Source organism: Mesotoga sp. BH458_6_3_2_1, assembly GCF_003664995.1.
Lineage (GTDB): Bacteria > Thermotogota > Thermotogae > Petrotogales > Kosmotogaceae > Mesotoga.
In genome coordinates this window covers 195,647-217,808 of record NZ_JFHL01000021.1, presented here as the reverse complement: position 1 = coordinate 217,808, position 22,162 = coordinate 195,647, and the positions used below count along the sequence as shown (strand labels likewise).

Below are 22,162 nucleotides of genomic sequence, written 5' to 3'. Positions count from 1 at the left end.
GAAGTGATGCTGGGAAGAGCATCCCAGGAAGTGATGCCCGGAAAAGCGTCCGGGGAAGTGAGGCCGACTTCGTCGGGAAGTGATGCTCGCTGGCGTGAGGGAGAATAAAACATTAGACATAGTGCGCCGAGAAGCATCGTCGGTCGCAATGCTGCCTTCGGCAGGAGGCTTCTCTCAGGTCAACCGTCAACGGTCCTCAGTCCCCCGTCGAGAGCTATCGGAGAACGGATGACGGTCAACGGAAAACCTCCGTCCTTAGCATCTTCCTACCCCTACACCGTACTCTCTATCAGAAAGGTTTTTGGGAGCTTGGCAATTCAGTGTTTTTCTTGCGGTAAGTTCATGTACTTTCAAGGATTATAATCTGTTGTAACCAAAAGGAGGTGCGCTATGTCAAGAAAGCTAGCATTGGTATTTCTATCACTTCTACTAGTCTGTGTTGTTTCTCTGGCAGTGAATGAGATTTCGGGCACTTCGAAGACAGGTTCTGTTGAAGTAGATTGTAAGCGAATAGTCTATACAGTAGCGGCGGGATTACTTCCAGTATTTGATAACAACGGAAATGAACTTGTGAGAATATTCAGTGTTTCCTACGAGAGAATGCTGGATGAAGAAGACTCATCTAGACCCATCACATTCGCTTTCAATGGTGGTCCGGGAGCCGCTGCGATGTTTCTGCATCTTGGAGCATTTGGACCGAGGGTGGCCGAGAGAAGTGGAGATGGTACAGGTTAGCCCGAACCTCCCTTCAAACTAGTGGACAATCCATATACTCTACTTGACGTAACCGATCTTGTCTTCATTGACCCGGTCGGCACAGGTTACACTGAAGTAGCAGATGGAATCGATTCTCAGAGATTCTGGGATGTGAGGGAAGATGTGGCGGTAATTGGAAAGTTCATACAATCATATCTTGACGCAAAAGGCAGAAGGCAGTCGCCAATCTACATCCTTGGTGAGAGCTATGGAGGCGTTAGAGGATCCTACCTTTCAGAGCACCTTCAGGATATCGGAGTTTACCCTTCTGGACTGATTTTCATTTCTCCTGTCTTCGATCTCGGGACAATTCAATGGAGTTCGATGGAGGATAGAGCACTTGCTCTATCAATTCCAGTCTATGTTGCGTCTGCTTGGTACCATGGTATGGTTTCGGGGAATCTAGAAATCCTGGTCGAAGAAGCCAATGGATGGGTTAGTCAAGAGTATATAGGTGCCCTTTGGAAGGGAGACAATCTTGGTGACAATGAAAAGTGGGATATTGCAGAAACACTTGAAAAGCTAACCGGGATAAGCTCATATGCTTTCTATGAACGGAATCTAAGGATGAATCAGGTTGACTTTTCGACATTGCTGCTTGAAGAAAAGGGCCGATCTCTAAGCGTATATGATTCTAGAATTACAGCGATTGGACCCTATGTGGGGGACTCCAACGATGGAACAATGTTCAATCTATCCGGTCAGTTGAAGACCTGTGCAAATGACTACATAAAGAGAGAGATCGGATATGATACAGATTTGCCTTACAAGAGTGGAAATGCTGATGTATATCTGAATTGGAATTGGGAGAGTGGAATAGTTGAGCCAGAAATGCCTGACTCTCTTAATCTGGGCTTTCCTGATGCAAGTAGCTCTCTCTCACATGCACTGACTAGAGCTCCCTATCTCAAAGTCTTCATCGCAGGTGGAAGGTTCGATCTTGAATGCCCCTTTGAAGCTGTTGCTTATAGTATCGATCATCTAAGAATCCCGGATTCAGTTCGTTCCAGTATCATTCACAACTGCTATGATGGTGGCCATATGATTTACGTAAATCCTGAAGCCCTTGAAGATCTGAAGGATGACTTGAAGCAGTTCTATGGAAAATGACGATATGACAAGCAAACACTCAAGCTGAGGTTCTTCTCTTGTTGGTCAGCAAAGGTGCAATCTTTCCTACATGTTGCACAAAAGAGAAGATCGCTTTTACAAAGATTGTGGACTTGACTTCAATCTTGATTGAGTTAGAAGACTTCGAGATACTTGGCGGCAGAAGATCCGCTGCACGCTATGAAGAGCCGTCATTCGTTGTCGTCGCAGAACGTAGACCTGTCCTTCGAAAGAGCATTGTCGAGAGTTTGCTGAGCTCACGAGAAGGCGAGGCTCGCTGGCGCGAGGAAGAATAAAACAATAGACGCAAGGCTGGGCAAGAACGGCCCAGGTCGCAATGCCGGCCAAGAACATGCCAGGTCGCAAGGCTGCCTTCGGCAGGAGGCGGTTTTGAAGCCAGTCTGCTGGCGCAGGCCAGTCAAAAGGCGAGAATCATCGCCGCCAGGAAGGCTTCGCCTTCGCCAGTACCACTTCGTGGTGCCAGGCTCAGCTTCAAGCTGAGGCCAGTCACTGCAAGCAGTGGCAAGAATAACCGAAAAACACAATTGATGCAGAACATCAGGACCGTCGCACTGCGTGCGGCCAATTCCGATTCGCGGGCCACAAGATCCGCCGAACGCTGGCTAGAAGACGCTGAGCGCTGTGAAGAGCCGTCCTTGGTCTTTCATCTTGGACCATGAACCCGTACTTCGAAGAGCAGTTGCAAGTTGACTGTTCCAGTTGCGAGCATAAGAACCGCTGTTCGCTTAAGAGCAAAAACCCGCTGGTCACTAAGTGAAAGAATCCGTCATTCTGAACTTGTTTCAGAATCTCTCGTTTTTTCGCTTTAACCAAGAACGAAGATGTTTTTATTTGGAGAACGGTGAACCGTCTAACGGAGAACCGGTTTCACTTCGCTCTTTCCGAACACTGATCTCCCACCACCAACCACGGTTCCTAAAAAAAACCAGATCCTGAACAGGAGCGCTTCAGGATGACGAAATGAGTTGGTTCTGATCAGATGGTTTTAATTGCTTCTTGAGGACTGGGTCAATCTCTTTTTTGCTCCTGACCAACCCCCAACCAGCTACCTCCGACCACTTGCGTAAGCCCAGATCCCGAAACAAGTTCGGGATGACCCTTAACAGGAGACCCCAAACAGGAGAATTTTGGGGCAGGTTTTCAGGGCAGGCTCTGCGGGATGACAATTTTAGGTGATTCTGTAGGGACGAACGGCGATTCGCCCGAAATGTGGGGACAGGTAGGTTTTCCGGCGTCCCTCCTGGTGTGCACGTTCTTGATCTAAATCCCCGCTTGAGCGGGGGGGACCGCTTGCGGTGGGGTGTGTGCTCTTTGAACAACGTTTAGAATAGGTTGGCCTGTTCGAATTTGAACGATGTATTCAATACTTCGCGTTATTTGGTCTGTGATCCATAGGTATGCTCCTGCCAGAGACCTAAACTAACACCTAGCAACCGCTCTCAGAGGACTATTTCGGAGCATCGGTTTTTTTCGCATACTAAGACCAACACCCTCCGCCACTACGTGGCCCTCCTCCCTCAAGGGAGGATTTAAGATCAGGATCATCAGGAGCCAAACACAGCATTCACACGAGAACAAGCATATTAGCGGAATTTAACTCCCTGACTTATGGATAATGATGGGCTCTCGAGAGGCTATTAAAGAGCTTTTCAAGACCTTTCAAGATCCCGGATCCTTACTTGGCCTCTTTGCTTTCCCCTTCTCTCTACTCTCTGAATAAATGGTCTGACCAAGAATGAAGAACAGATTTCCTCGTCTAACGGCGAACCAGTTACTTCGCTCTTTCCAGCGTACAGCGTCTTTTAGCAAGCGACCAGCGGATCTTTTCGGCGAACGGAGAACCATTCAACACGGTCAACGAGTTTCTCTTGCTCTTACGAACCCCCGACCACCGACCCCCAACCACGGTCTTACAACTCACAACTTGGAACTTGGAACTAATCCATGGTTTTCACATACTCTTTTCGGCTATCGAAACATGAGTTAAGGTAACTGGACATTCCTCTGCGCTAAGAACAACCTCCCAATTCTTTCCTCCGTCTTCTGTGCGCAGTATCTTTCCGAACTGCGGGTATCCGGCCGATGAGCCGACAACCAACGCGTTATTCTTGTTGAGAGCATCTATCCCTAACAGAAATGAATTGCTCGTTCCTGCCGGCGGCTGTTCCTCCCAGCTTATTCCGCTGTTCTTTGTAAGAATTATCGTATCAAAATCGCAGGCTGCCCAGTAAGTTGAACTGTCCAGCATTACCAGGGAGTTCAGGTCTTTAGCGAAAAGAGGACCTCCTGTGACCCATTGTTTCCCACCATTCGCGGTTACCACATAATGGCCCTGACCACCATGGATGACTATGTGATTTTCATCCGTAGCCTTTACACCTATCCATCCATTGTCGTTGTAGCTGTTTGGCAGCTCAATTTCTTCCCAGTTCTGACCACCATTTTCGCTTTTGAGAACTATGCCGGCTCTGGGCGTTGACTTGTTCCCAACCGCATAGATCACATTCTGGTTTATTGCATGGATTCCTTGAATCAAGTATTCTGAAGCCGTTTCGGGAAGGTCGCATACTGTCCAACTCCCACCGTAGTCATCAGAGAAGATTACAAGTCCTTCGTCACCGCTTACCCAAATTCTATCTTCAAAAATCGAAAGGAAAGAGAGAAAAGAATCAGTAGCAACTTCAGATACTTCAACTGTCTCCCAGTCGGAGCCACCGTTAGTCGTTTTCAGCAATAGCCCGCCTGAACCACAAGCCCAGACTGTATTCTGATCTACTGAAAAAACGTCCTCCAAACTCTTACCTTCAGGCAGGATGTCCATTGCCTGGCGCGTCCAGGTTTCACCGGAATCGTCCGAAAAGTAAAGTATTGCGATTCCGTTTGTGTCTGTCTGTCCCACTACCCATGCGCGGTAATTCTTTGCTTTGGGAAAAGGGATGCAGCTGCTCACTAGAAATAGAATCACCAGAAGACCTACAAATGCTATCAGTATCTTCCTCTTCATTTTCTCCTCCTTTGAATTCACTCTACAAGACTAATTGTCGATGCCATGAAAGGTTGTCTTGGGGATAGTCGAAATCTGTAGTCGCATTCTATGGAACGAATCCTGAGCATCCTGTTCATATCGTCTTCATATCGTCGCTACAAGTATGAGCTCTAAAATAAAGACAATAGAATAATAGCACTTCCACCTTCTTGAAGATGTGTTTATAGAGTTAGTATCTGTGGAGGAGGGCTCACTCCAGCGCCATGCTCATGAAAGTCGTGAAGTCTGTCGGCTGTGAATTAATTATATGGGGTAGTCATGTCAAGTAGATTTGTGATTCGAGCAAGGGACTTGTAGCCCAGTCAGCTTTATGTATCGTTTACCAAACTGAGAGCTATTCAGAGTGAAGAGTGTTTCGATTCCGGTCATTTATCTTGATGAAAGACTTGCTATAACCGACGGGCATACAAGAGCCGTTGCGGCAATCATCAAGGTCAGGATTCAGTGCTCGTCTACATTACAGATGAGAAGCAGGACCTTTAGCTAAATAAGGAATGTAAGAATTGGTGCCTAGAGTAATAGATTTTCAACCTTTTGACTTTGTTTGCAGAATAATTATCCACGAGGATTACAGAATGCTCTGGTACGAAAGATGCGAACGTCTTCACAAAGAGTTGAAGTTGATGCGAAACAGTACGTAGTGAATATCCTCCAGGCCGATTAGTTTAGTTTTATCGCTGGGTCTGTTTCTACGTCTTACCTGACTTTTGCTCGTTTAGTGGTCTTTGATAATTAAGCGTGCTTATTACGAAGAATAGTATTGCGGTCGCGAAGCCTCCTGCAACAAAAACAAATGCCAGATTATAGCCACTCAGGGCTATCAAAGAACCTATAAGACTTAGGGCAAGCGATTGAGAGAGCACCATTACTATGTTATTTAGGCCGAAGATCTTTCCCTGATTTGCAAGGGAAACCGTATCTGAGACTATTGTCACGTTGAGGGCGAGAACAATTCCCAAAGCAAAGCTGAAGAAAATCAAGACGATCAGCATAAGAAATGGGCCAAGATCCAGGAATCCAGAGTAGAAGATACTCACTAACAAGAAAACGCCGGCTAGGATAGAAAGCGCCGTAATGTGCAGCCTTCTCTGTCCGAGCATTTTGCTCAGAGTGCCAGTCAAAAGAGAAGTCACGCCACTCACAAGAGTTGATATTCCCATTATCGACGAGGCAGTGCCAAGAGACACACCTATATCGCTGCTGATGAAAGAGGTCAAGTAAGGAAGTATCCCACCCATGGAAAACCATAAGCCAAACTGAGAGATCATTACAAAGACTATTTTTCTGTCAATTTTGAATCTCAAGTCTTCTTCCCTAATACCTACAGCGGCATCATCTACTTGAGAACCAGAACGAAAGAAGAAAATCGGAACAACTAGGACAGCTGCAGCAATCGAGAAAATCACAAATGCGGTCTCTTCGCTTCTTGAAAGGGCGACTCCAATGAACAGGGAACAGAGGAAGGTCGCTATATTCATAACACCCATCATGAATCCATAGTTTCTGTCCTTTCTGCCAGGCTTACTCACGTTGCTGACAAGGGCAGAGTATGGAGTAAGAAGACTGAATATTGACATGGTGAAAACGACGGCAGCAATTCCCAACAAGATTTCATTGCCTGTGCTAAGCATAAACATGCTGGCAATTGCGATGATGAAGAGACCTTTAATGAAGAACAGGTATTTCCTGTTTCGGTCGCCTAGATAGCCAATTAGCATTCCGGTGAAGATCGTTATAATCATTCCTGCTGAAACCAGGTTTCCAGCCAGAGCAGTTGAGTGAAACTTGCCATTGAGATACGGTATTAGAACGAAATTGAAGATCCCGTAGATAACCCCCACAGAGGCACTTCCGGACAATAGTTTAATCATCTATATCACTCGTTTCCTCTACGTATCTTACATACTTCTGCAGATCAAGATTTTCGTTTGTTTTCGATACTTTCTGAGTTATGAAATGAGGGATATTGTTAGTTTCGCCTTGGAGAGAAGACAGTGCGCCTGCTATTGCTGCAATGGTATCGGTGTCTCCGCCGATTGATGCACCCATCCTTATTGCTTGCCACACATCATCTCTGCAGAAAAGCCCGATGGCAATCGCTGCAACTGCTACGTCTACCGCCTCCATAGTTGTGCCAAACAGATAGTAGATTCTGTCAAGAAAATCGCCAGGCAATTCACCGCCGATTTGATCTCCGATCACGGAAAGTCTTTCACCGGCAGAAGGTCCTACGAATTCTGCGCAAGAGCTTTCTCCAGCTAATCTTGAGCCTCTAATGGCTGCTTCTACAATCTGATTAACACCCTGCCCCTTTGCTGCATAGTAGTAGGCGAATCCGACTGAGAGGGAAGCTTCGAGAGCGAGATTCGTGTTATGAGTAGGAACTGTACACTCTCTTATTACTTCGACTAGATGCTTTTCACTTTTGTTGAGACTACATAAGACTGGAGCAAGCACTCTCATTGGAGCCCCACTGGTAGTGCCCAGACTCTCGAATTCCTCTTTGTTCTTGAAGGCTTCGATAGCTCTCTTAGTGCTTGGCCCTATGTAACCCTTCCTAACAGGGTCACACTCGTCGACCCACCTGCAAAGAGCTTCCTTGACCGTCTCTTGTGAGAAGTTTCTTTTCTCATTGTAGAGCTTTATTAAGTAAAGCACCTGCTCTGTGTCGTCAGTTATCTGACCTCTTGCTAGATTCTTATGGATAAGCGAATGTTCCGGTTCTAGCAAATCACTTACGAACTCGAACCTGGCAGAGATTTGCCGGCGGGTCATGAATTCCGTTACCATTCCCATCGCATCGCCAACGGTGAATGCTTCAAGTGCCCTGAAAATCCTGTTCATTCTTCATCACGTCTTTTCACGCCAAGTCCTGCCCTTCCATTTGTTTTCACTTCGATTCCCTCGGATGCTGAAAGATCTACCCTTGGATTTCCATCGATCACGCAGAAAGCTTCGAAGCCAGATAATCTTACTGTATCACTGTTAGTTAGAATGAACTGCTTGATATCCGCAGAGACTGTCTCGTCCGGTTCAACCATAGTTATTATCGGTCTTGAAGAGACAATCATTGCAGAGTCACAGCTCGAGTAAGGCAGCCAGCAAAGGAGGCCGCTCACTGCTTTATAGGCGAACAATCCCTTTGTGTCTTTTGGAAATGGAGAGATAATGATTTGTGATGTACGAAAATGAGGCGAGACTTCCTCTCCGTTGATCTCCAATCTGCTTGTTTCTGAAGAGATTGACACAGGTTCTCTTGGTGTTCTCTCATTCTTGTAGAAGAAGTTCGAAGCGTCGATTGTTAAGCTCTTTCCTTCTACTGTCGAAATCAAAGTTTCGGAAATGACCACATCGTTGAATGCCGAACTTATGTATTCTTCTTCGAATACGTCTAGTCCGATTACCCATTTTGGCCTTATATTAAGGAAGTCAAAGTCTACTATGTCAGCAACCGATCTGATAGCAATAAGTGGTCCGCAATTGGCTGTTCCCAAAGCGACACCCGCAACTGGCGCAAGCCTCCCAGTCAACCGCATACCGGCGACAACATCGGATGCGGTTCCATCCCCTCCGATCGATATCACCAGATTCATTTCCGAAAGGGCGTTACCCGCGTTTATGGTGTCTCTGTAATCGTTGTGGGTCGTCCCCGATCCGATTACTTCCAGATTGAAGTACTCTTTCAGGTGAAGATGGGTAGATTTCGTACAGAATAGGTGCAATCCCTCAAGCTTCTTGGCAAGAGCCTTCATGAGAGCAAGATCTTTCTCTCGCTTACCAGAGTTAGGATTATAGACTAATCCGATTCTCATATTACCTCTGCATTCGGAGTATTTGAAGAGCAGTACTCCTATCCGTTACGATTGAATTGATATATCCGGCCTTTATTGACGCATGAATTGCCTGAGCTTTCTCTTTGCCACCTGCAATCCCGATAACCTCGGGCACTTCCTTCAGCTGATCAAGAGATATCCCGAGGATATTCTCATTTCCGGAAACGCAAGGTGCTCCGTCCACGTTGAAGAATCTCGCTGCTATGTCGCCAACCGCCTCGTGTTTCATAAGGTTAGCAAGGAACTCCTTATCGTAGATGTTCTTGAAGGCATTGGACAGAGATATGGGTTCCCCTATCCCGACAATGGCCAGATCCAACCTCTTCCACATCTCCGACATGAATCTTATCGAACTGTCTTCAAGCATCATGTTTAGAGTCTTCGCGTTTTCTATGAAGGCTGGAGCGAAAAGGTAGTAACGGTTACTGTGAAAGGAATTCGCAATCTTCTCAACAATTGAATTCATCTGATACTCGTGACGCAACTGGCCGACGCCACCGATCAGGGGTATGAATGTTGTGTTTGGAAGCTCACTATTGAATACGACTCTTTCAACTGTCTCATACAGAGTTCGACCCCAGGAGATCCCCACAAGCTGTCCATTCTTCACGTAATCGGGGAGGAATTTCGCTGCAGACATCGCAATTGAAGTGATGGTTCCTCCATCCGATGCTTCGTCCGCAACGATGACGTTCTTCAGTCCGAATCTCTCTTTCATTTCTATCGAAATCTCTTCGAGATTTTCCACTTTTCCCGAATCAATCTCTATCCTAACGACTCCCTCGTTTTTGGCTTTTGTGAGCAGCCTGCTGACTTGGGGTCTGGATATTCCAACCAATCTGGCGATTTCGCTCTGTGTCTTGTCCTCGATATAGTAGAGTTTGCAAACTTTCATCATTGTGTCTCTATTGGCCATAAGCCCCTTCATCTTAAATCTTTCCTCCCTTCTACGAGGTTGGGTCCAATTGCAGAAACCGCTTTTGCCGCATTCTTGTGGCCGTAATTGATACTCTGGACTGGATCACCGCACTTCGTAAACTTCTCAATAAATCCTGCGGCGAAAGCATCACCGGCTCCCGTAGTATCCAAGATTTTTTCAGCGATTCCTTCAACCTCGAAGGAGCGGCTATTCTTGTTTCTATCTATCCAGATCGTTGCAGCGGATCCTCTGGTTATTATAATATTCGAAGAGATCTCACTGATCCTTCTCTGAAGGTTCTCTGCTTCTCCTTCCGACAAAATAGTGAAATCCGATAAACAAGCTACCTCAACAACGGTATCGGTTCCAAAATACAGACCACATCCACCCGGTACATAGACTTTCAGAGATTCAGCTGTCTTTCGGAATGCATCGAGCGCGACTTCTTTGAAACTGTCCGCCACGCAAATCGCACTGTACCTCTTTTCGTCGATTACACCGCGAAAGAGAGCATGGCCTCCAAGGGATATGATTCTTCGCTCTCCTTGTGAATCCAGCATTATTAAAGTCTCGGCGCCAGATCCATTTTCCACGACGTAACTAAGATTCATGCTTGGCAAAGAGAGCTTCTCTAGAATCCACTTCGAAGATAGATCATTTCCCGTTCCGAAGTAGAAGTCCGTTTCAGCGCAATGCGAGAGATTCAAAGCTATGTTCGCTCCTGAGCCTCCGATGAAATCATGTGTGCTTCTTGCAAATACCATAGAATCTCTTTCTGGAAATGAATCGAGAATCACATACCTGTCGATAGAGGCGGCTCCGATGACGGCGATTCTCATTTGATCGCACCTCTCGTAAGCCCTCCGATTAGATACTTCTGTGATAGGAGAAACAGAAGGATAGGAGGAAGAGCAGTGATTAGGGCGCCGGCCGATAGAGCGCCCCACTCTACGGCACCTCCGGTTCCAACGAACCTCGAAAGGAAAACGGGAAGGGTATAATTTGCATTCTCTCTCATGATTACGAGCGCAAAAAAGAACTCATTCCAAGAGAGAAGAAACGCAAACGTTCCGACAGCGACTATCCCCGGAACTGCCATTGGCACGATTATCTTCCGCATTGCCTGAAATCGATTACAACCATCAATCATTGCAGCTTCTTCAAGTGCCTGGGGAATCTCATCGAAGTATCCCTTAAGTAACCAGCTGCAGAACGGGATAGTAAAGGTAGTGTATAGAATAATCAGGCCCAGGGGGTTGTTCTGAAGGGAGTACCGGTTAAGGAGAGAAAAGAGACCGATTATCATTAGAATTCCCGGGAAAGCCTGGGAAGCCAGAAGCCATAGTATCAAAGGATTCTTGCCCTTGAACTTGAATCTGGACATTGCATAGCCTGCCAGTGTAGTGATAATTATGCATAGCATGACGGTAACGAGGGTAACCGTCATGCTGTTTGCGAAGTTCCTGCCGAAACTGGTGTCCTGGAAGATCTTCGAGTAGTTTCCCAGATAGAATTTCTCCGGAAGCTTCAAAGGATTCTGATAAATGTCATTAGTTTCTCTGAAAGAATTTAGTATTAGCATTAAGAGAGGAGAGAGGATCAGCAAAACCACCAAAAACGCCACGATGTTCATAGTTATTACTACGCTTCTCTTAGGCCTCATTTCTTACCTCCCTTATATAGAAGGCAACAGGTAGAAGTAGTATAAGCAAACATATGACGCCGATTGCAGAGGCGTATCCCTGCTGGAAGTATGCGAAAGCATTTTGATAAGAATACAGTGATAGTAGCATTGAAGAGTTCCCCGGTCCGCCATTGGTCATTGAGTAGACTATGTCGAACATGTTGAAAGTCCAGATCGTGTTTAGTGTAACGAGGATAAGAATCAGACTTTTCATTAAAGGCAGAGTGAGATGGAAGAACCTCTTGAATACTCCGGCACCATCTATCTCGGCAGCTTCGTACACATCAGAAGGTAGGGATTGCAATCCAGCCAGAAGAGTCACAATAACGAACGGGAGGCCTATCCAAATGTTTGCGACTATGCAGGCGAAGAGAGAATAGCCTGGAGTTACCAGCCAATTAGGAGGATTTGCAAAGCCCACTGTATTCAGAAAGGAATTAAGCGGTCCCATAACTCCGAAGATGTATCTCCATACCAGTGCCGCTACAACGGGGGTTGTCGCCCAGGGCAGAAGGATCAGTGCTCTGTATAGACCTCTTAGCCTTATGTATGGCAGATTGAGCAGTAGAGCTATCAACATGCCCAGAACAAGCTCAAATCCGACACAAGCAGCAGACCATATAAGGTTATTCTTGAGCCCGGTCCAGAAAAGATTGTCAGACATCAGGTCTCTGAAATTCTCAAGGCCGGAGTAGTACTTTCCTCCTCCGAAGACAGCATCGGAGAAGAAGCTGTTGTATATCCCGTTGACAAATGGATATACGCTTATTAGCGCCACTACTATCAGTACTGGCAATATATATGGCAGTGCTTTCGCCGTTTCGCTCTTTCTGATTTGTCATCACTCCCGACAGTTACCGAGTGAATCGGTAATATATATCTCATTGATTGCCAGTATCACCTCATACTGGCGAATACACTCTAATTGATTCGAGAATCATGAAAGGAACATCTAAAATAACCCTTTCCACGTTGCAAAGAGCTTCTTCAGGGTATTTCCTTTCATTCTCCTACAAGTTGCAGCAAATCATTGAAGCCCGAGCTTCTTCAGCATTTTGTTTCCCTCAACAACTGTATCCTTAAGAGCTTCGTCTAGACGCATACTCCCAAGAATCACCTTTTCCAGATTGGGAACAAACAGTTTCCATTCGAAAGTATAGAATCCAGGCATGCCGGGTTTAACGTTGTCTGAGTATTGGAGCCAGGATTTCGCTATGTCCCATTCGTTCTCAGCCGAGTCAAATCGCGGGTCGCCAATTGCCGATTCCCTTACTGGGAAGAGATAGTCGCTGAAGCTTATCTCTGCTGAGTTCTCGGTATTTGTCATGAATTCTATAAATGCATAGGCTTCATCCTTATGTTTGGAGAGCTTTGAGATACCAAAAGCCTGGGGGTCAGATGCATTGATCCTGTTGTCTTCGTTCTTGACAAGAAGCATACCCCAGTTGAAGCCTTTATTCTGAAGCATGAAGCGCCTGTTCCAGCAGCCAAAGGTAACCATTGCGTATTTCCCGTTTATGAATCCCTGCATTAGAGAAGTGTAGTCAATGCTTATGACATCTCTAGGCATCACCTGGTGTTCAGTTATTAGTGAAAGGTAAAACTCAATTGCCTCTCTTGCCCCCTCATTGATCTCAACCTTCCACTTATGATTGCTGTCCTTTGTAAGTATCGTTCCATCTTTCTGAGCGATCAAGGTCCAGTGAAACCTCTCCATAAGAGGAGCAAGGATTCCCCAGGTTATTACATTTCCGTTATCATCTCTCTTTGTAACTCTTTGAGCAATGTCAAGCAGCTCTTCCCACGAAATCATTCTGTCGAGAGGTAATCTAATTCCATTTTCTTCGAATATGTCCTTGTTGTAGAAGATCACCTGCGTTTCCTGGCACCAAGGGATCCCGTATAAATTTCCGGTAAAATCGTAGCAGTCTTCGAATATATGTGCAGGAATGTCACTAATCATATCGGCAGTCACGTAACTGTTAAGGGGGGCTGCATATCCCATCATTCCATATTCTCGGAATTTCTCGGCGTCAGTATGAAAGACATCCGGGGCGTTTCCGCCTTGAAAACTTGTCAGCAGATACTGGTCTGAAGATTCCCAGGTGCCCCAGATAATGTTCACCTGAATATCTGGATTGTCCATGTTCCATATATCGACCAGATCGTATATCTTGTCAACGGCTGCAGGTTGCCAGGCAAGACAGTAGAAGTCCAGGGTAATGGCGAAGATCGCCGCGGTAATTGTTAGAAGCAATGAAATGACAAATACCTTCTTCAATTAAATCCCTCCTAGCTTGAGACCTTTACGACAATCTTGGCTTTGGTCTTATCTGTAGCGTCTTTGAAAGCTTCTACGATATTCTCGAGGTCCCATACTTTGGAAATCAGTTTAGAGAAAGAATCTGGATCACTGGTGATGAAGCCGAAGGCCTTCTTGAAATCCTTCTCGGAGAAACCAAAAGTGCCGACGAGGTCTATCTCTTTATAGTGAATAAAGTAAGGATCTATCTCCAGGACCGTGTCTCTCGACATTCCACCAAACAACTCAAATGTTCCGCCTGGATGCACGAAAGGTAGAAGCGGATTGACAAGTTCCTTTCTATCATTTGCAAGGATGATTGAATCGAAGCGAAGATCACTGTTTTTAAAGCTTTCGAAACCAGACTCACTGAAGTCTATCGTTTTGAGGCCACAGTTCTCAGCCATAGATAGCCTGTTCTTATCGATATCGGAAATGTATGTCTCACATTTCATGTTTTTCAGAGCGTTTCCAAGGAGCAAGCCCATAGGACCGCTTCCAACAACCAGGACTCTGTCTTCGGGAATTATCCTGGCTTTGTCTATGCCATGAATTGCACAGGCCAGCGGTTCTGTCAGGGTTGCGGTACTCTCGGGGACATGATTCGGGATCTTAAGAGTTGCCCTTTTCAGGATCTCTGAGGGCACTTTCACATACTCGGTAAATGCTCCTTCGACCCAATGTTTCTTTGAGCAGAGCTCGGGAACTCCTTTCTGACACATTTCACATTTGCCGCACTCTATGTAGGGAGCAATCACGTAGCTAGTATCGCCGAAATCGTAGTTTACCGATGCTCCTTTTTCAACAACTTTTCCGGTGAACTCATGCCCTAGAATGCATGGCGGTTTGAACATGTGATGCCCTTTGTTGAATGTCTTTATGTCTGTGCCACAGACGCCAACCATACCTATCTTCACGAGACCTTCATCTGCCTGGATAGTGGGCTTGCTAATATCATTGATTTCGATCTTCCCGATGCCCTTGTAGATTGCTGCCTTCAAATGAACCACCTCTTATCGAAGATAATGGGGGAGTTGCCTCCCCCATTACGAAATCACATCTCAACCCTAACTTCGATTACGTACCATGCCCAGTTGTCAGACGGATACTTGTCGGTGATCTCCGGGAAGTCGTTGATCGGATATGCAAGCTTTATGGGGCCACCCTGGCTCGCAGGAAGAGCCCTAAGGTTTTCGCCCGATCTGGTTGAGTGAGTCAGCATTACCGGATACTTCAATGCGTCCTCGTAAGAGACTGCAAATTCCTTTTCATCAGAGCATACCAGAACAACATTCTTTGTTCCGGAAGGAACTCCCACGAACTTCAAAAGATCGGCGAGAGTAACTCCAACATATGTCTTGTCTCCCATCCACGGATCGGTTACAAAGAACTCGGTTTGAGGCAGTTCTTTGAACTCATCCAGCGTGAGTTGCCAGACACCTTCCTCATTTCTCAATGCGATCACGCCACTGATTTTGATTACAGGATCTGCGATTACCGCAGCAGAAATGAGAAGCATTGCCGCAAGAACAACCAGTAAGGCTTTCTTCATACGTATTTCCCCTCCTTATTCTTCCTGAACAATTCCCTCGGCCACCAACAGCTTGATTGGATCAACCACTCTCTCGCTGTTTCTGAATATTCCGTACAGAGAGTATCTATCGTCTTTTGAAATGGTGAAGGGAACGTCCAGATTGGTTATTTGAACCATGAAAGTATCACTACCATCGTTGAATGTGTAGGTTTTACCCCACTGACCGGTATTGGAACAATTCGAAACAAGCACAAGTGATCCCTCGAAGTATTCTGGATTGGTTTTCATAGATTTGATGTCTACCGGGGCGCTTCTAACGAAGAGCTTCTTTCTGAACTCTATATCTCCAGAGCGAACAACTATCTCATTCAGCCCATCGTCACTGGAAGAAAGATTGACATTGAAGTAGTATTCGCTCCAGAATCTCATATCTTTCTTCAAAACATCGCATTCCACGATACGGTCATTGAGAAGTACTACGATATCTTCTGTTGAAGGAAACGTGCAGAATCTGACGTACTCGACTCCGGAATAGGGGGCCTCTCTTCTCATGTCGAACCAGCCGGAATTATCATCTGCAAGAGTTACGAAACAGTAATTCAAATCGCTTCTCTTCATCTCAAAAAGTGTGAACCCATATTCATCACCAGTTGGAGATGGGCCTTCCCACCATGCTCCAGAAACAGCACCACAGGTTAGCTCCACAAATGGAGCATCGAAGTACTCAATCATCGTGTGCTTGTGACCGGTAATGTGGTATGAACAATCATCAGCAAAAATCTGCATCAGATCGTAGTAGTTATCGGTCTTGGCTAGACTAAATATCGGTTCATGTGAGAAAATCACAATACTTGTATTATTGGAAACTAGCTCAATGTCCTTCTTCAACCATTCAAGCTGCTCAGAATCGACTTCGTAGACGAAACTGCCTTCGACGATGTTGTGAGTGTTAAGAACTATGTAGTGTGTTCCAAAGCTGTTGAAAGAGTAATACGCGGGCCCATAGACGTTGTGAAAAATGTCGTACGGATCGGCCTTCTTCTTGTTTGTCTCGTGATTTCCAACGGAGTAATATACAGGGATATTCGAGATGGTTAGATAGTCTTTAACCTTTGTAGCCCATCTGGTTGCAACTTCGTCGTCGATATCTTTGATGCTTGCTCCCATGTCTCCGTTGCATACGATGAAATCGGGCTTGACTGTCTCGAGAATCGAAACAAGCTTGGTCATGTATTCATCTGGACTGTCAATCATCTCTCTGTCACCTAGAGATTCATAGAAGAGGTCGGGGTCATCCGCGTAGTGAATATCGTTTACAACGGCAAAGACACCATTCTCCACAGATGGCATCAGCAAGAAATCGTGATTCTCAAGCCCCTTAACATACCATTCGCTGCACAAATATCCGTCAGGTTTGATCAAGAATACATAACCATCTGAACCGGGAATACTATAGACCCCCTCACTGTCTGAAGAGACTATCTCAACTCCGTTTGAAATAAGGCAACCCTGAAGGGTCTGATCTTCCGAGTCGAGTATCCCGTTTGAGTTCAGATCAACAAACACATGGCCCTCAATTCCGAAAACAGCGCCGAGAAAAAGAAATAAGAAAACGAGCAAGAGTGCTTTCTTCATAAACGCCCCCTCTTTTCAGACTAGCCGTGAACAGTTTTCAGAAGCTTTTCGACATATTCAGTCTGGTCATCGGCTTGAAATACATTTCTGCCGTAAGCAACCCCCTTTGCGCCGAGCTCCAGAGCCTCTATTGCCATTTCGAAGGCATCCTTTCCCTTCGGTCCCCCGGCAATTACGACGGGCAGAGGTACTGATTCCAGAACCTTCGTAAATGACTCAAAGCCAGTATAATAGACTTTTACAATATCGGCACCCAGCTCATACGCTACTCTCGTTCCCAGTGCAATATACTCCGGATCAGTAAAGTGATCCATGGCCTGAGGAAGCATTTCTGCAATCAAGGGCATTCCTAGCTTGCTGCATTCTTCTGCCACTTTTCCGATAATTTCAAGCGACGCGTTTTCACCGTCTCCACCCATGAATCCCATAACAACCACACCGTCAGCTCCTATTGACAACGCATGTTCGACGGAAGTAGTGATTCTGTGGTAGTCAAACTTTGTGGAGTAGTTAGTAGAGGCCCCCGTTATTCTACATAGAATCGAAACCTTTCCTCCTAGCAAATCTCCGTTCTTTTCGATTACGCCCGGATTTAGAATCATTGCATCGGGCCGGCCAGCGACTATGTTGCTTAATGTCCTCCTGACATCCTTGATGCCTTCTATCGGACCCTGGAACTGCCCGTGATCCATAGCAACGATCACCGTCTTTCCGTCTTCTCTGAGTATCCGGTTCATTCTAATCAGTTTTCCCGTCATGACATCTCTCCTATCATTTGTTCAGAACATATGTACCTAGATTATAGTACATTCCTTTAAGAAAACAAAACTGAAGCAAAGGATTTGGCAGTTTTATTTTGGGTGAACGATTAGGAATAGGAGTGAAATTGGTTTCGGCGTTTTGACCCATGAAGGTGTGGTACTGTTCAATTTCCGTTCTTTTCTGCTGCAGCAGATAATCAAGTTATGGGTTAGCTTTGACACCAGATGATTCGGGACACGGTTCTATTATGGAATGAAGATTGTTGTAGAAGCCTTCACTTTGCTGTTTTACAAATTCTGAAGCCGAGATTTGTGATGGCGTGACTTGGCAAACCCTTAGATCTCACATCGACACTCACACCGACGGGGCAATCTATCCAGCTGCCACCTCTTTTAACTCTGTAAGCTGAGAAGGAGCTAACATATGGATTCGTTTCTTCTGAAGAGTAGTAGTCTGTGTGATAATCGCTAACCCATTCCCAAACATTTCCCGACATATCGTGAATTCCCAGTTCATTTGGAGCTTTGGTGCCTACCGGATGGGTCATATTTTCGGAGTTAGTCTTATACCATGCTACCGAATCAACCGAGTTCCCTCCCGATCTTGTGTAGCCTTCACTTGCGTTACCGCCTCTTGCCGCAAATTCCCACTCTGGGTCTGTCGGCAGCCTGAACCCCTCTACTTCGGAGGGATCAGTTGTTATTTTGCCCCTTCCATCAAGCAGGTTGCCCTCGGAATCGTAGGCAAGGGGTATCTCCTGCTTATTGCTCAACCAATTGCAATAAGCTATCGCGTCCCACCAGCTCACGTTCATAACTGGTCTGGAGCCTTTTCCCCAACCGGAGTCGTCTGGAAGGATTCTACCCGTTTCATCACAGAAAGCCTCATATTCTTCAAAGGTGACTTCAAACTTCCCGATGTAGTAATCGTAATTCAGATGAATCCGTCGAACCGGTTCATAATCGACACCTTCTTCTCTCCATGTCGTTCCCATGAGAAAGCTTCCCCTGTTTACGAGAACCTGTTCCGGTATTGAAGCACAGAGTGAAGAAGCGAAAATAACGATAATAATAAGCGAGAGGAATCTGTTCATGGAAGCAGCCTCCGGCACAGACAGTCTCCCAAAATACACAAACCCCAGAGACCGCGATGATTTTATCTTCACTATTAGTATATCAGTCGAGAGGACCTTGAAGGCTTTACTCGGGGCCTGAGCTTTCAGCATTACCGAATCGTTCGTAGGAATTGATGTGTTTTCAAAAATCTTCGTATTGAGCGTGACATATCACTTCAGCTGCTGGGCAAATCGCAACCGGCTGTTTAAAATGGGTCTCTTGGAACGAGGTGTTTATTTCAGATCTGGCTCAACCCATTAGCTCCATTGAAACCAAACTAGGCCGAAATTGCGATTCCGATCACTTCATAAACAGTTGTGTTATTGATGGCTAGAAACAAGAAGCAAGATCTTGTACCAACCTCTCAATTTTTCTCTCTCGGCCAAATCTCCACGATCCCACGCTACCCTCTCCGCAGATCTCTGCACCTTTCTCTCTGCAGACTTTCTTCATGTAGGTCAGTGTCTGTTTCCTTCCCAAAGCGGCCGGAAATAGACCAGTAGCCATAAGAGCAACTTTTTTGCCCTGGAGTGACTTCATTTTGGCAAGATAGCTCTTCATGGGATCGGCGGGTGCTCCGCCATTAACTGGAGAGCAAAAGACAAGGCCCTCGTATCTTTCGAGATCGGGGGTTTCCGATCTCAGCCTTATCACAGATGCTTCTTTTCCTTCAGAAATCAACTTATCTCTTAGTTTTTCAGCAACATACAAGGTATTTCCTGTCTTTGAATAGGCAATTATTCCAATCTTCACGACTGTCGCCTCCTTCCAAAATCATCTATCCTTCAATCTTCTGAGTTCCAGACATTTTCTATTGGTTCCTTTTCGAAATCCAGTTCCATATGCGATGTGTTTGCCCAGTCTAGAAGCTCCAGAGAAATCGAATCGCCATATCTGCATGCCTTCACCGTGGTAATGGCGCAATTGGCTATCGAGACGCCTGATCTCGAGAAGAAATACTCAGGATCAATCCCGTTGCAGACGAAGGGAAGTGTCATTGACAGAAAGCCTCCGTGACTTATGGCCAGGACTTCTCCCTCTGGGCATTCATCTACGATAGTATTCATTGCTTTCCAGAATCGTTTGATAACCTGTCTATGGCTCTCACCCTCGGGAATTCGCTCATCTTTCTTACCCCCGATCCAGTCTCTGACAAGCTTTAGGAATGCGCTCGCTGCTTCGCCTTCAATCAACTTACCCTCAAGTTCACCGACGTGAAACTCCCTGATTTCGTCCAGGGGTTTGGCCTCAATTTCCAATTCTGAAGATACTATGCTCGATGTCTCAATTGCTCTCAATATCGGCGAGGAATATATCCTGCGTATATTCTTTAATCTCAAAAAGCGCGCCGCCATTTCGGCCTGCAGTATCCCTTCTTCTGTAAGCGGGAAACCTTCATTGCTATTTGCGAATATCCTTTCAACATTTGCCTGACTCTGGCCGTGGCGCATCAGATATATTGTTGTCATTTTATGCCTCCATGAAGTTGCTCAAGAAGATAATAACAGATTTGGTCTGAAGGTTTTCTGGTCAAAACTCACAGAGCAGTATGCAGTAACTCAGAGTGCTCGACCCATTTTTCTAAGACTTGGGTTCCAGAGATCAATATGTGAGATGAATATATGGATTCTAAGGCAGTTTCAGAAAGGTAACTCTTACCCACTTGCTGATTTTCGAATATGTCGGCTTAACGTCTAGTTGCCTCCCAAGTTCCTTCAGCTAAGGGTTCGAATATTGTGAAGGTTCCCGACATCGTATTCTTGTTGACTGATCCAGCAAAATCTATTCCACTTTCAGAGGTCCAGGTGTTGATACTTACCTCATGATCGTTCGAGATCATTCCAAAGAGCTCTTTACAGTTTGAATCAAGACAGAATCTGCCCCTGTAATTGTAGACTACGTGCTGTTCAATATGAAAAGTTGCAATGTCGGATGATCCATCGGAATAAAGCATCACGGCATCCCAGCTACCGTTCAAGTTTGGAAGTCCGAAAAAAAGACACCCAGATAACAGGACGATTATCGCAAATATCGAGAGTGCGGTCAAAAAGCGTTTCTTCATTCTCCATCCCCTCCGTGCAAAAAGCGCATTCTTTCTCGGACTAACTACGGAATCTACATAGAAGCGCGAATTTGCTCCAATTATACAGTGTTTGAACCTTTGACATTGGAATCTTTTACAGCTACTGAACAGCGATTATATATGGGGAAATATGATAGCACTACTGATCGATCAAAATCGCTGTTCCGTGTAGTTAAAGAGAGACTATGAAGCAAGGCCTCTGGGACAAAATCATTGGGAATGTAGCGACATAATTTATGCTGATATTACTTGAACATTAAGCTTATTGCTCGTGTTGTCATGCATTCATTTTTGCTTGGAAGTTCATTAGGCATTGTGATCTAATTAACATGAACTAGAGGCCGGGCTTCTCATTACAATCCCTATTCGTCCTGACTTCATCTACCAGTTTTTCGACGATTGCCAGATGGTTTTAGATTCATTAAAGGGCCATGATAGAGCAAATTTCCCGAGATAATTTCCAGAATCTTGTGGGTCTAGAAGAATATGCGTGCGGCAGGATATTGAGTTCCATCATTCATCGTGATGAGAGGAGGAAGTGAAGTGTCTGGGAAAAAAGGGAAATTCGTCTTTAACGAGGACTTCATCTACAAGATGCCTGCTCATTTTGGGGGGGACCCATTTCACCCTATAAGGGTTGTCTACGGTGATAATACAGTTATCTCTGTTGACTATGAAACAGACGAAGATGCGCTGCTAAACTACATCCCCGAAGACTTTGAACTGAAGGAGCCGGTTGTCAATGTTCAGTATACCAATTGCAGGGATGTAGATTGGATGATTGGGGGAGAGTACAGGCTCATCCAGGTGACGACACCTGTGAAGTATGTTGGAAATTCAGAGGGTCTCGAAGGAGTATATGCGCTTGTCGTATGGGAAAACAAAACCTGCCCGATAATTGGGGGGCGTGAAGAGGATGGAGTGCCGAAGGTTTTCGCAGACATTTCGTCTGAGCGTCATCTGGAGAATCACTGGTTTGTGGCGGCCAGCTACGAGCAGTTCACCTTCCTGAGAATCGATCTTCAAAGAGGTGATGAGGTAAGTGAAGAGAATCTTACCGAGCTAAACAAGAATCCGAAGATCAATCTGTTTGGATGGAGATATTTGCCCAATTTAGGAAAGGGGGGTGCTACTCTGAGCCATGCTACTCTGTATCCTCAAGAGATGGTGTTGAAGAAAATGTGGATTGGTACAGGCTCCGTGGAGTGGACTGGCCTTTCTTATGAGCAACATCCGTTGCAGACAAGGATCATAAGATCATTGGAAGCTTTGCCGATCAGAAGGTTTACATCGGCAAGTATGGCCCAAGGAATTGTCAGGTTGAATGTCGGCGATTCCAGGATACTTCCATAAATTACAGGA

At 45.6% G+C, this 22,162-nt stretch carries 21 protein-coding genes; 4 read left to right on the top strand and 17 right to left on the bottom strand.

Annotated elements, in window-relative coordinates:
• The first annotated feature begins 390 nt into the window (after positions 1-390).
• Genes Y697_RS10895 through Y697_RS10885 form a run of 3 tightly spaced genes read left to right on the top strand, consistent with a single transcriptional unit; the run spans position 391 to position 2,162 of the window.
• Entirely contained in the window at positions 391-735 is a 345-nt protein-coding gene (locus tag Y697_RS10895) for a hypothetical protein (protein WP_121551637.1), read from the top strand.
• Between the two features lie 21 nt (positions 736-756).
• Entirely contained in the window at positions 757-1,866 is a 1,110-nt protein-coding gene (locus tag Y697_RS10890; RefSeq protein ID WP_121551636.1) for a S10 family serine carboxypeptidase-like protein, read from the top strand.
• 38 nt (positions 1,867-1,904) lie between these two features.
• Positions 1,905-2,162 carry a hypothetical protein gene (locus Y697_RS10885; RefSeq protein WP_121551635.1) on the top strand — a complete coding sequence of 86 codons (258 nt, stop codon included), beginning with the start codon at positions 1,905-1,907 and terminating at the stop codon, positions 2,160-2,162.
• Positions 2,163-3,838: 1,676 nt separating this feature from the next.
• Here the strand turns inward: Y697_RS10885 and Y697_RS10880 are convergent.
• From Y697_RS10880 to Y697_RS10800, 17 genes are all read right to left on the bottom strand, one after another.
• Positions 3,839-4,891 (bottom strand): YCF48-related protein, encoded by a 1,053-nt coding sequence (locus Y697_RS10880; RefSeq protein WP_121551634.1) that lies wholly within the window; start codon positions 4,889-4,891, stop codon positions 3,839-3,841.
• Between the two features lie 731 nt (positions 4,892-5,622).
• Entirely contained in the window at positions 5,623-6,804 is a 1,182-nt protein-coding gene (locus Y697_RS10875; RefSeq protein WP_121551633.1) for an MFS transporter, read from the bottom strand.
• Positions 6,797-7,777, bottom strand: coding sequence for an ADP-ribosylglycohydrolase family protein (locus Y697_RS10870; RefSeq protein WP_121551632.1), 981 nt, complete (start codon positions 7,775-7,777; stop codon positions 6,797-6,799). The genes Y697_RS10875 and Y697_RS10870 overlap by 8 nt, the downstream gene beginning before the upstream one ends.
• Positions 7,774-8,745, bottom strand: a complete 972-nt coding sequence (locus Y697_RS10865; protein WP_121551631.1) for a diacylglycerol kinase family protein — start codon at positions 8,743-8,745, stop codon at positions 7,774-7,776. The genes Y697_RS10870 and Y697_RS10865 overlap by 4 nt, the downstream gene beginning before the upstream one ends.
• Before the next feature lies 1 nt (position 8,746).
• Entirely contained in the window at positions 8,747-9,694 is a 948-nt protein-coding gene (locus tag Y697_RS10860; protein ID WP_121551630.1) for a sugar-binding transcriptional regulator, read from the bottom strand.
• Positions 9,691-10,524, bottom strand: coding sequence for a carbohydrate kinase family protein (locus Y697_RS10855; protein WP_121551629.1), 834 nt, complete (start codon positions 10,522-10,524; stop codon positions 9,691-9,693). Before Y697_RS10855 ends, Y697_RS10860 begins: the two co-directional genes overlap by 4 nt.
• Positions 10,521-11,348, bottom strand: coding sequence for a carbohydrate ABC transporter permease (locus Y697_RS10850; protein WP_121551628.1), 828 nt, complete (start codon positions 11,346-11,348; stop codon positions 10,521-10,523). The genes Y697_RS10855 and Y697_RS10850 overlap by 4 nt, the downstream gene beginning before the upstream one ends.
• Positions 11,338-12,165: a carbohydrate ABC transporter permease gene (locus Y697_RS10845; protein WP_121551627.1), complete on the bottom strand. Its 828-nt coding sequence runs from the start codon at positions 12,163-12,165 to the stop codon at positions 11,338-11,340. Before Y697_RS10845 ends, Y697_RS10850 begins: the two co-directional genes overlap by 11 nt.
• Before the next feature lie 231 nt (positions 12,166-12,396).
• A complete protein-coding gene (locus tag Y697_RS10840; protein WP_121551626.1) occupies positions 12,397-13,650 on the bottom strand; it encodes an extracellular solute-binding protein in 1,254 nt (417 codons plus the stop codon).
• Positions 13,651-13,661: 11 nt separating this feature from the next.
• Positions 13,662-14,672 carry an alcohol dehydrogenase catalytic domain-containing protein gene (locus tag Y697_RS10835; RefSeq protein WP_121551625.1) on the bottom strand — a complete coding sequence of 337 codons (1,011 nt, stop codon included), beginning with the start codon at positions 14,670-14,672 and terminating at the stop codon, positions 13,662-13,664.
• Between the two features lie 53 nt (positions 14,673-14,725).
• Entirely contained in the window at positions 14,726-15,223 is a 498-nt protein-coding gene (locus Y697_RS10830) for a molybdopterin-dependent oxidoreductase (RefSeq protein WP_121551624.1), read from the bottom strand.
• A gap of 15 nt (positions 15,224-15,238) precedes the next feature.
• Positions 15,239-16,840 (bottom strand): metallophosphoesterase, encoded by a 1,602-nt coding sequence (locus Y697_RS10825; protein WP_121551623.1) that lies wholly within the window; start codon positions 16,838-16,840, stop codon positions 15,239-15,241.
• 20 nt (positions 16,841-16,860) lie between these two features.
• A complete protein-coding gene (locus Y697_RS10820; RefSeq protein WP_121551622.1) occupies positions 16,861-17,598 on the bottom strand; it encodes a class I fructose-bisphosphate aldolase in 738 nt (245 codons plus the stop codon).
• Between the two features lie 278 nt (positions 17,599-17,876).
• The gene (locus Y697_RS10815) at positions 17,877-18,695 is read right to left on the bottom strand and encodes an SUMF1/EgtB/PvdO family nonheme iron enzyme (RefSeq protein ID WP_121551621.1); all 819 of its coding nucleotides are present in this window, start codon (positions 18,693-18,695) and stop codon (positions 17,877-17,879) included.
• A 352-nt stretch (positions 18,696-19,047) separates the two neighbouring features.
• The gene (locus Y697_RS10810) at positions 19,048-19,470 is read right to left on the bottom strand and encodes a flavodoxin domain-containing protein (RefSeq protein WP_121551620.1); all 423 of its coding nucleotides are present in this window, start codon (positions 19,468-19,470) and stop codon (positions 19,048-19,050) included.
• Positions 19,471-19,502: 32 nt separating this feature from the next.
• Positions 19,503-20,186, bottom strand: coding sequence for a histidine phosphatase family protein (locus Y697_RS10805; protein WP_121551619.1), 684 nt, complete (start codon positions 20,184-20,186; stop codon positions 19,503-19,505).
• Between the two features lie 218 nt (positions 20,187-20,404).
• Entirely contained in the window at positions 20,405-20,779 is a 375-nt protein-coding gene (locus Y697_RS10800) for a hypothetical protein (protein ID WP_121551618.1), read from the bottom strand.
• 564 nt (positions 20,780-21,343) lie between these two features.
• Between Y697_RS10800 and Y697_RS10795 the strand changes: the two genes are divergently transcribed.
• Positions 21,344-22,153, top strand: coding sequence for an acetoacetate decarboxylase family protein (locus Y697_RS10795; protein WP_121551617.1), 810 nt, complete (start codon positions 21,344-21,346; stop codon positions 22,151-22,153).
• Positions 22,154-22,162 lie beyond the last annotated feature (9 nt).

Excerpts from the sequence above, each read along its gene's own strand:
- Y697_RS10875 (WP_121551633.1), bottom strand. The coding sequence starts at position 6,804 with ATGATTAAACTATTGTCCGGAAGTGCCTCTGTGGGGGTTATCTACGGG.
- Y697_RS10805 (WP_121551619.1), bottom strand. The coding sequence starts at position 20,186 with ATGACAACAATATATCTGATGCGCCACGGCCAGAGTCAGGCAAATGTT.
- Y697_RS10850 (WP_121551628.1), bottom strand. The coding sequence starts at position 11,348 with ATGAGGCCTAAGAGAAGCGTAGTAATAACTATGAACATCGTGGCGTTT.
- Y697_RS10800 (WP_121551618.1), bottom strand. The coding sequence starts at position 20,779 with ATGAAGAAACGCTTTTTGACCGCACTCTCGATATTTGCGATAATCGTC.
- Y697_RS10855 (WP_121551629.1), bottom strand. The coding sequence starts at position 10,524 with ATGAGAATCGCCGTCATCGGAGCCGCCTCTATCGACAGGTATGTGATT.
- Y697_RS10865 (WP_121551631.1), bottom strand. The coding sequence starts at position 8,745 with ATGAGAATCGGATTAGTCTATAATCCTAACTCTGGTAAGCGAGAGAAA.
- Y697_RS10830 (WP_121551624.1), bottom strand. The coding sequence starts at position 15,223 with ATGAAGAAAGCCTTACTGGTTGTTCTTGCGGCAATGCTTCTCATTTCT.
- Y697_RS10815 (WP_121551621.1), bottom strand. The coding sequence starts at position 18,695 with ATGAACAGATTCCTCTCGCTTATTATTATCGTTATTTTCGCTTCTTCA.
- Y697_RS10820 (WP_121551622.1), bottom strand. The coding sequence starts at position 17,598 with ATGACGGGAAAACTGATTAGAATGAACCGGATACTCAGAGAAGACGGA.
- Y697_RS10895 (WP_121551637.1), top strand. The coding sequence starts at position 391 with ATGTCAAGAAAGCTAGCATTGGTATTTCTATCACTTCTACTAGTCTGT.
- Y697_RS10860 (WP_121551630.1), bottom strand. The coding sequence starts at position 9,694 with ATGAAGGGGCTTATGGCCAATAGAGACACAATGATGAAAGTTTGCAAA.
- Y697_RS10825 (WP_121551623.1), bottom strand. The coding sequence starts at position 16,840 with ATGAAGAAAGCACTCTTGCTCGTTTTCTTATTTCTTTTTCTCGGCGCT.
- Y697_RS10880 (WP_121551634.1), bottom strand. The coding sequence starts at position 4,891 with ATGAAGAGGAAGATACTGATAGCATTTGTAGGTCTTCTGGTGATTCTA.
- Y697_RS10870 (WP_121551632.1), bottom strand. The coding sequence starts at position 7,777 with ATGAACAGGATTTTCAGGGCACTTGAAGCATTCACCGTTGGCGATGCG.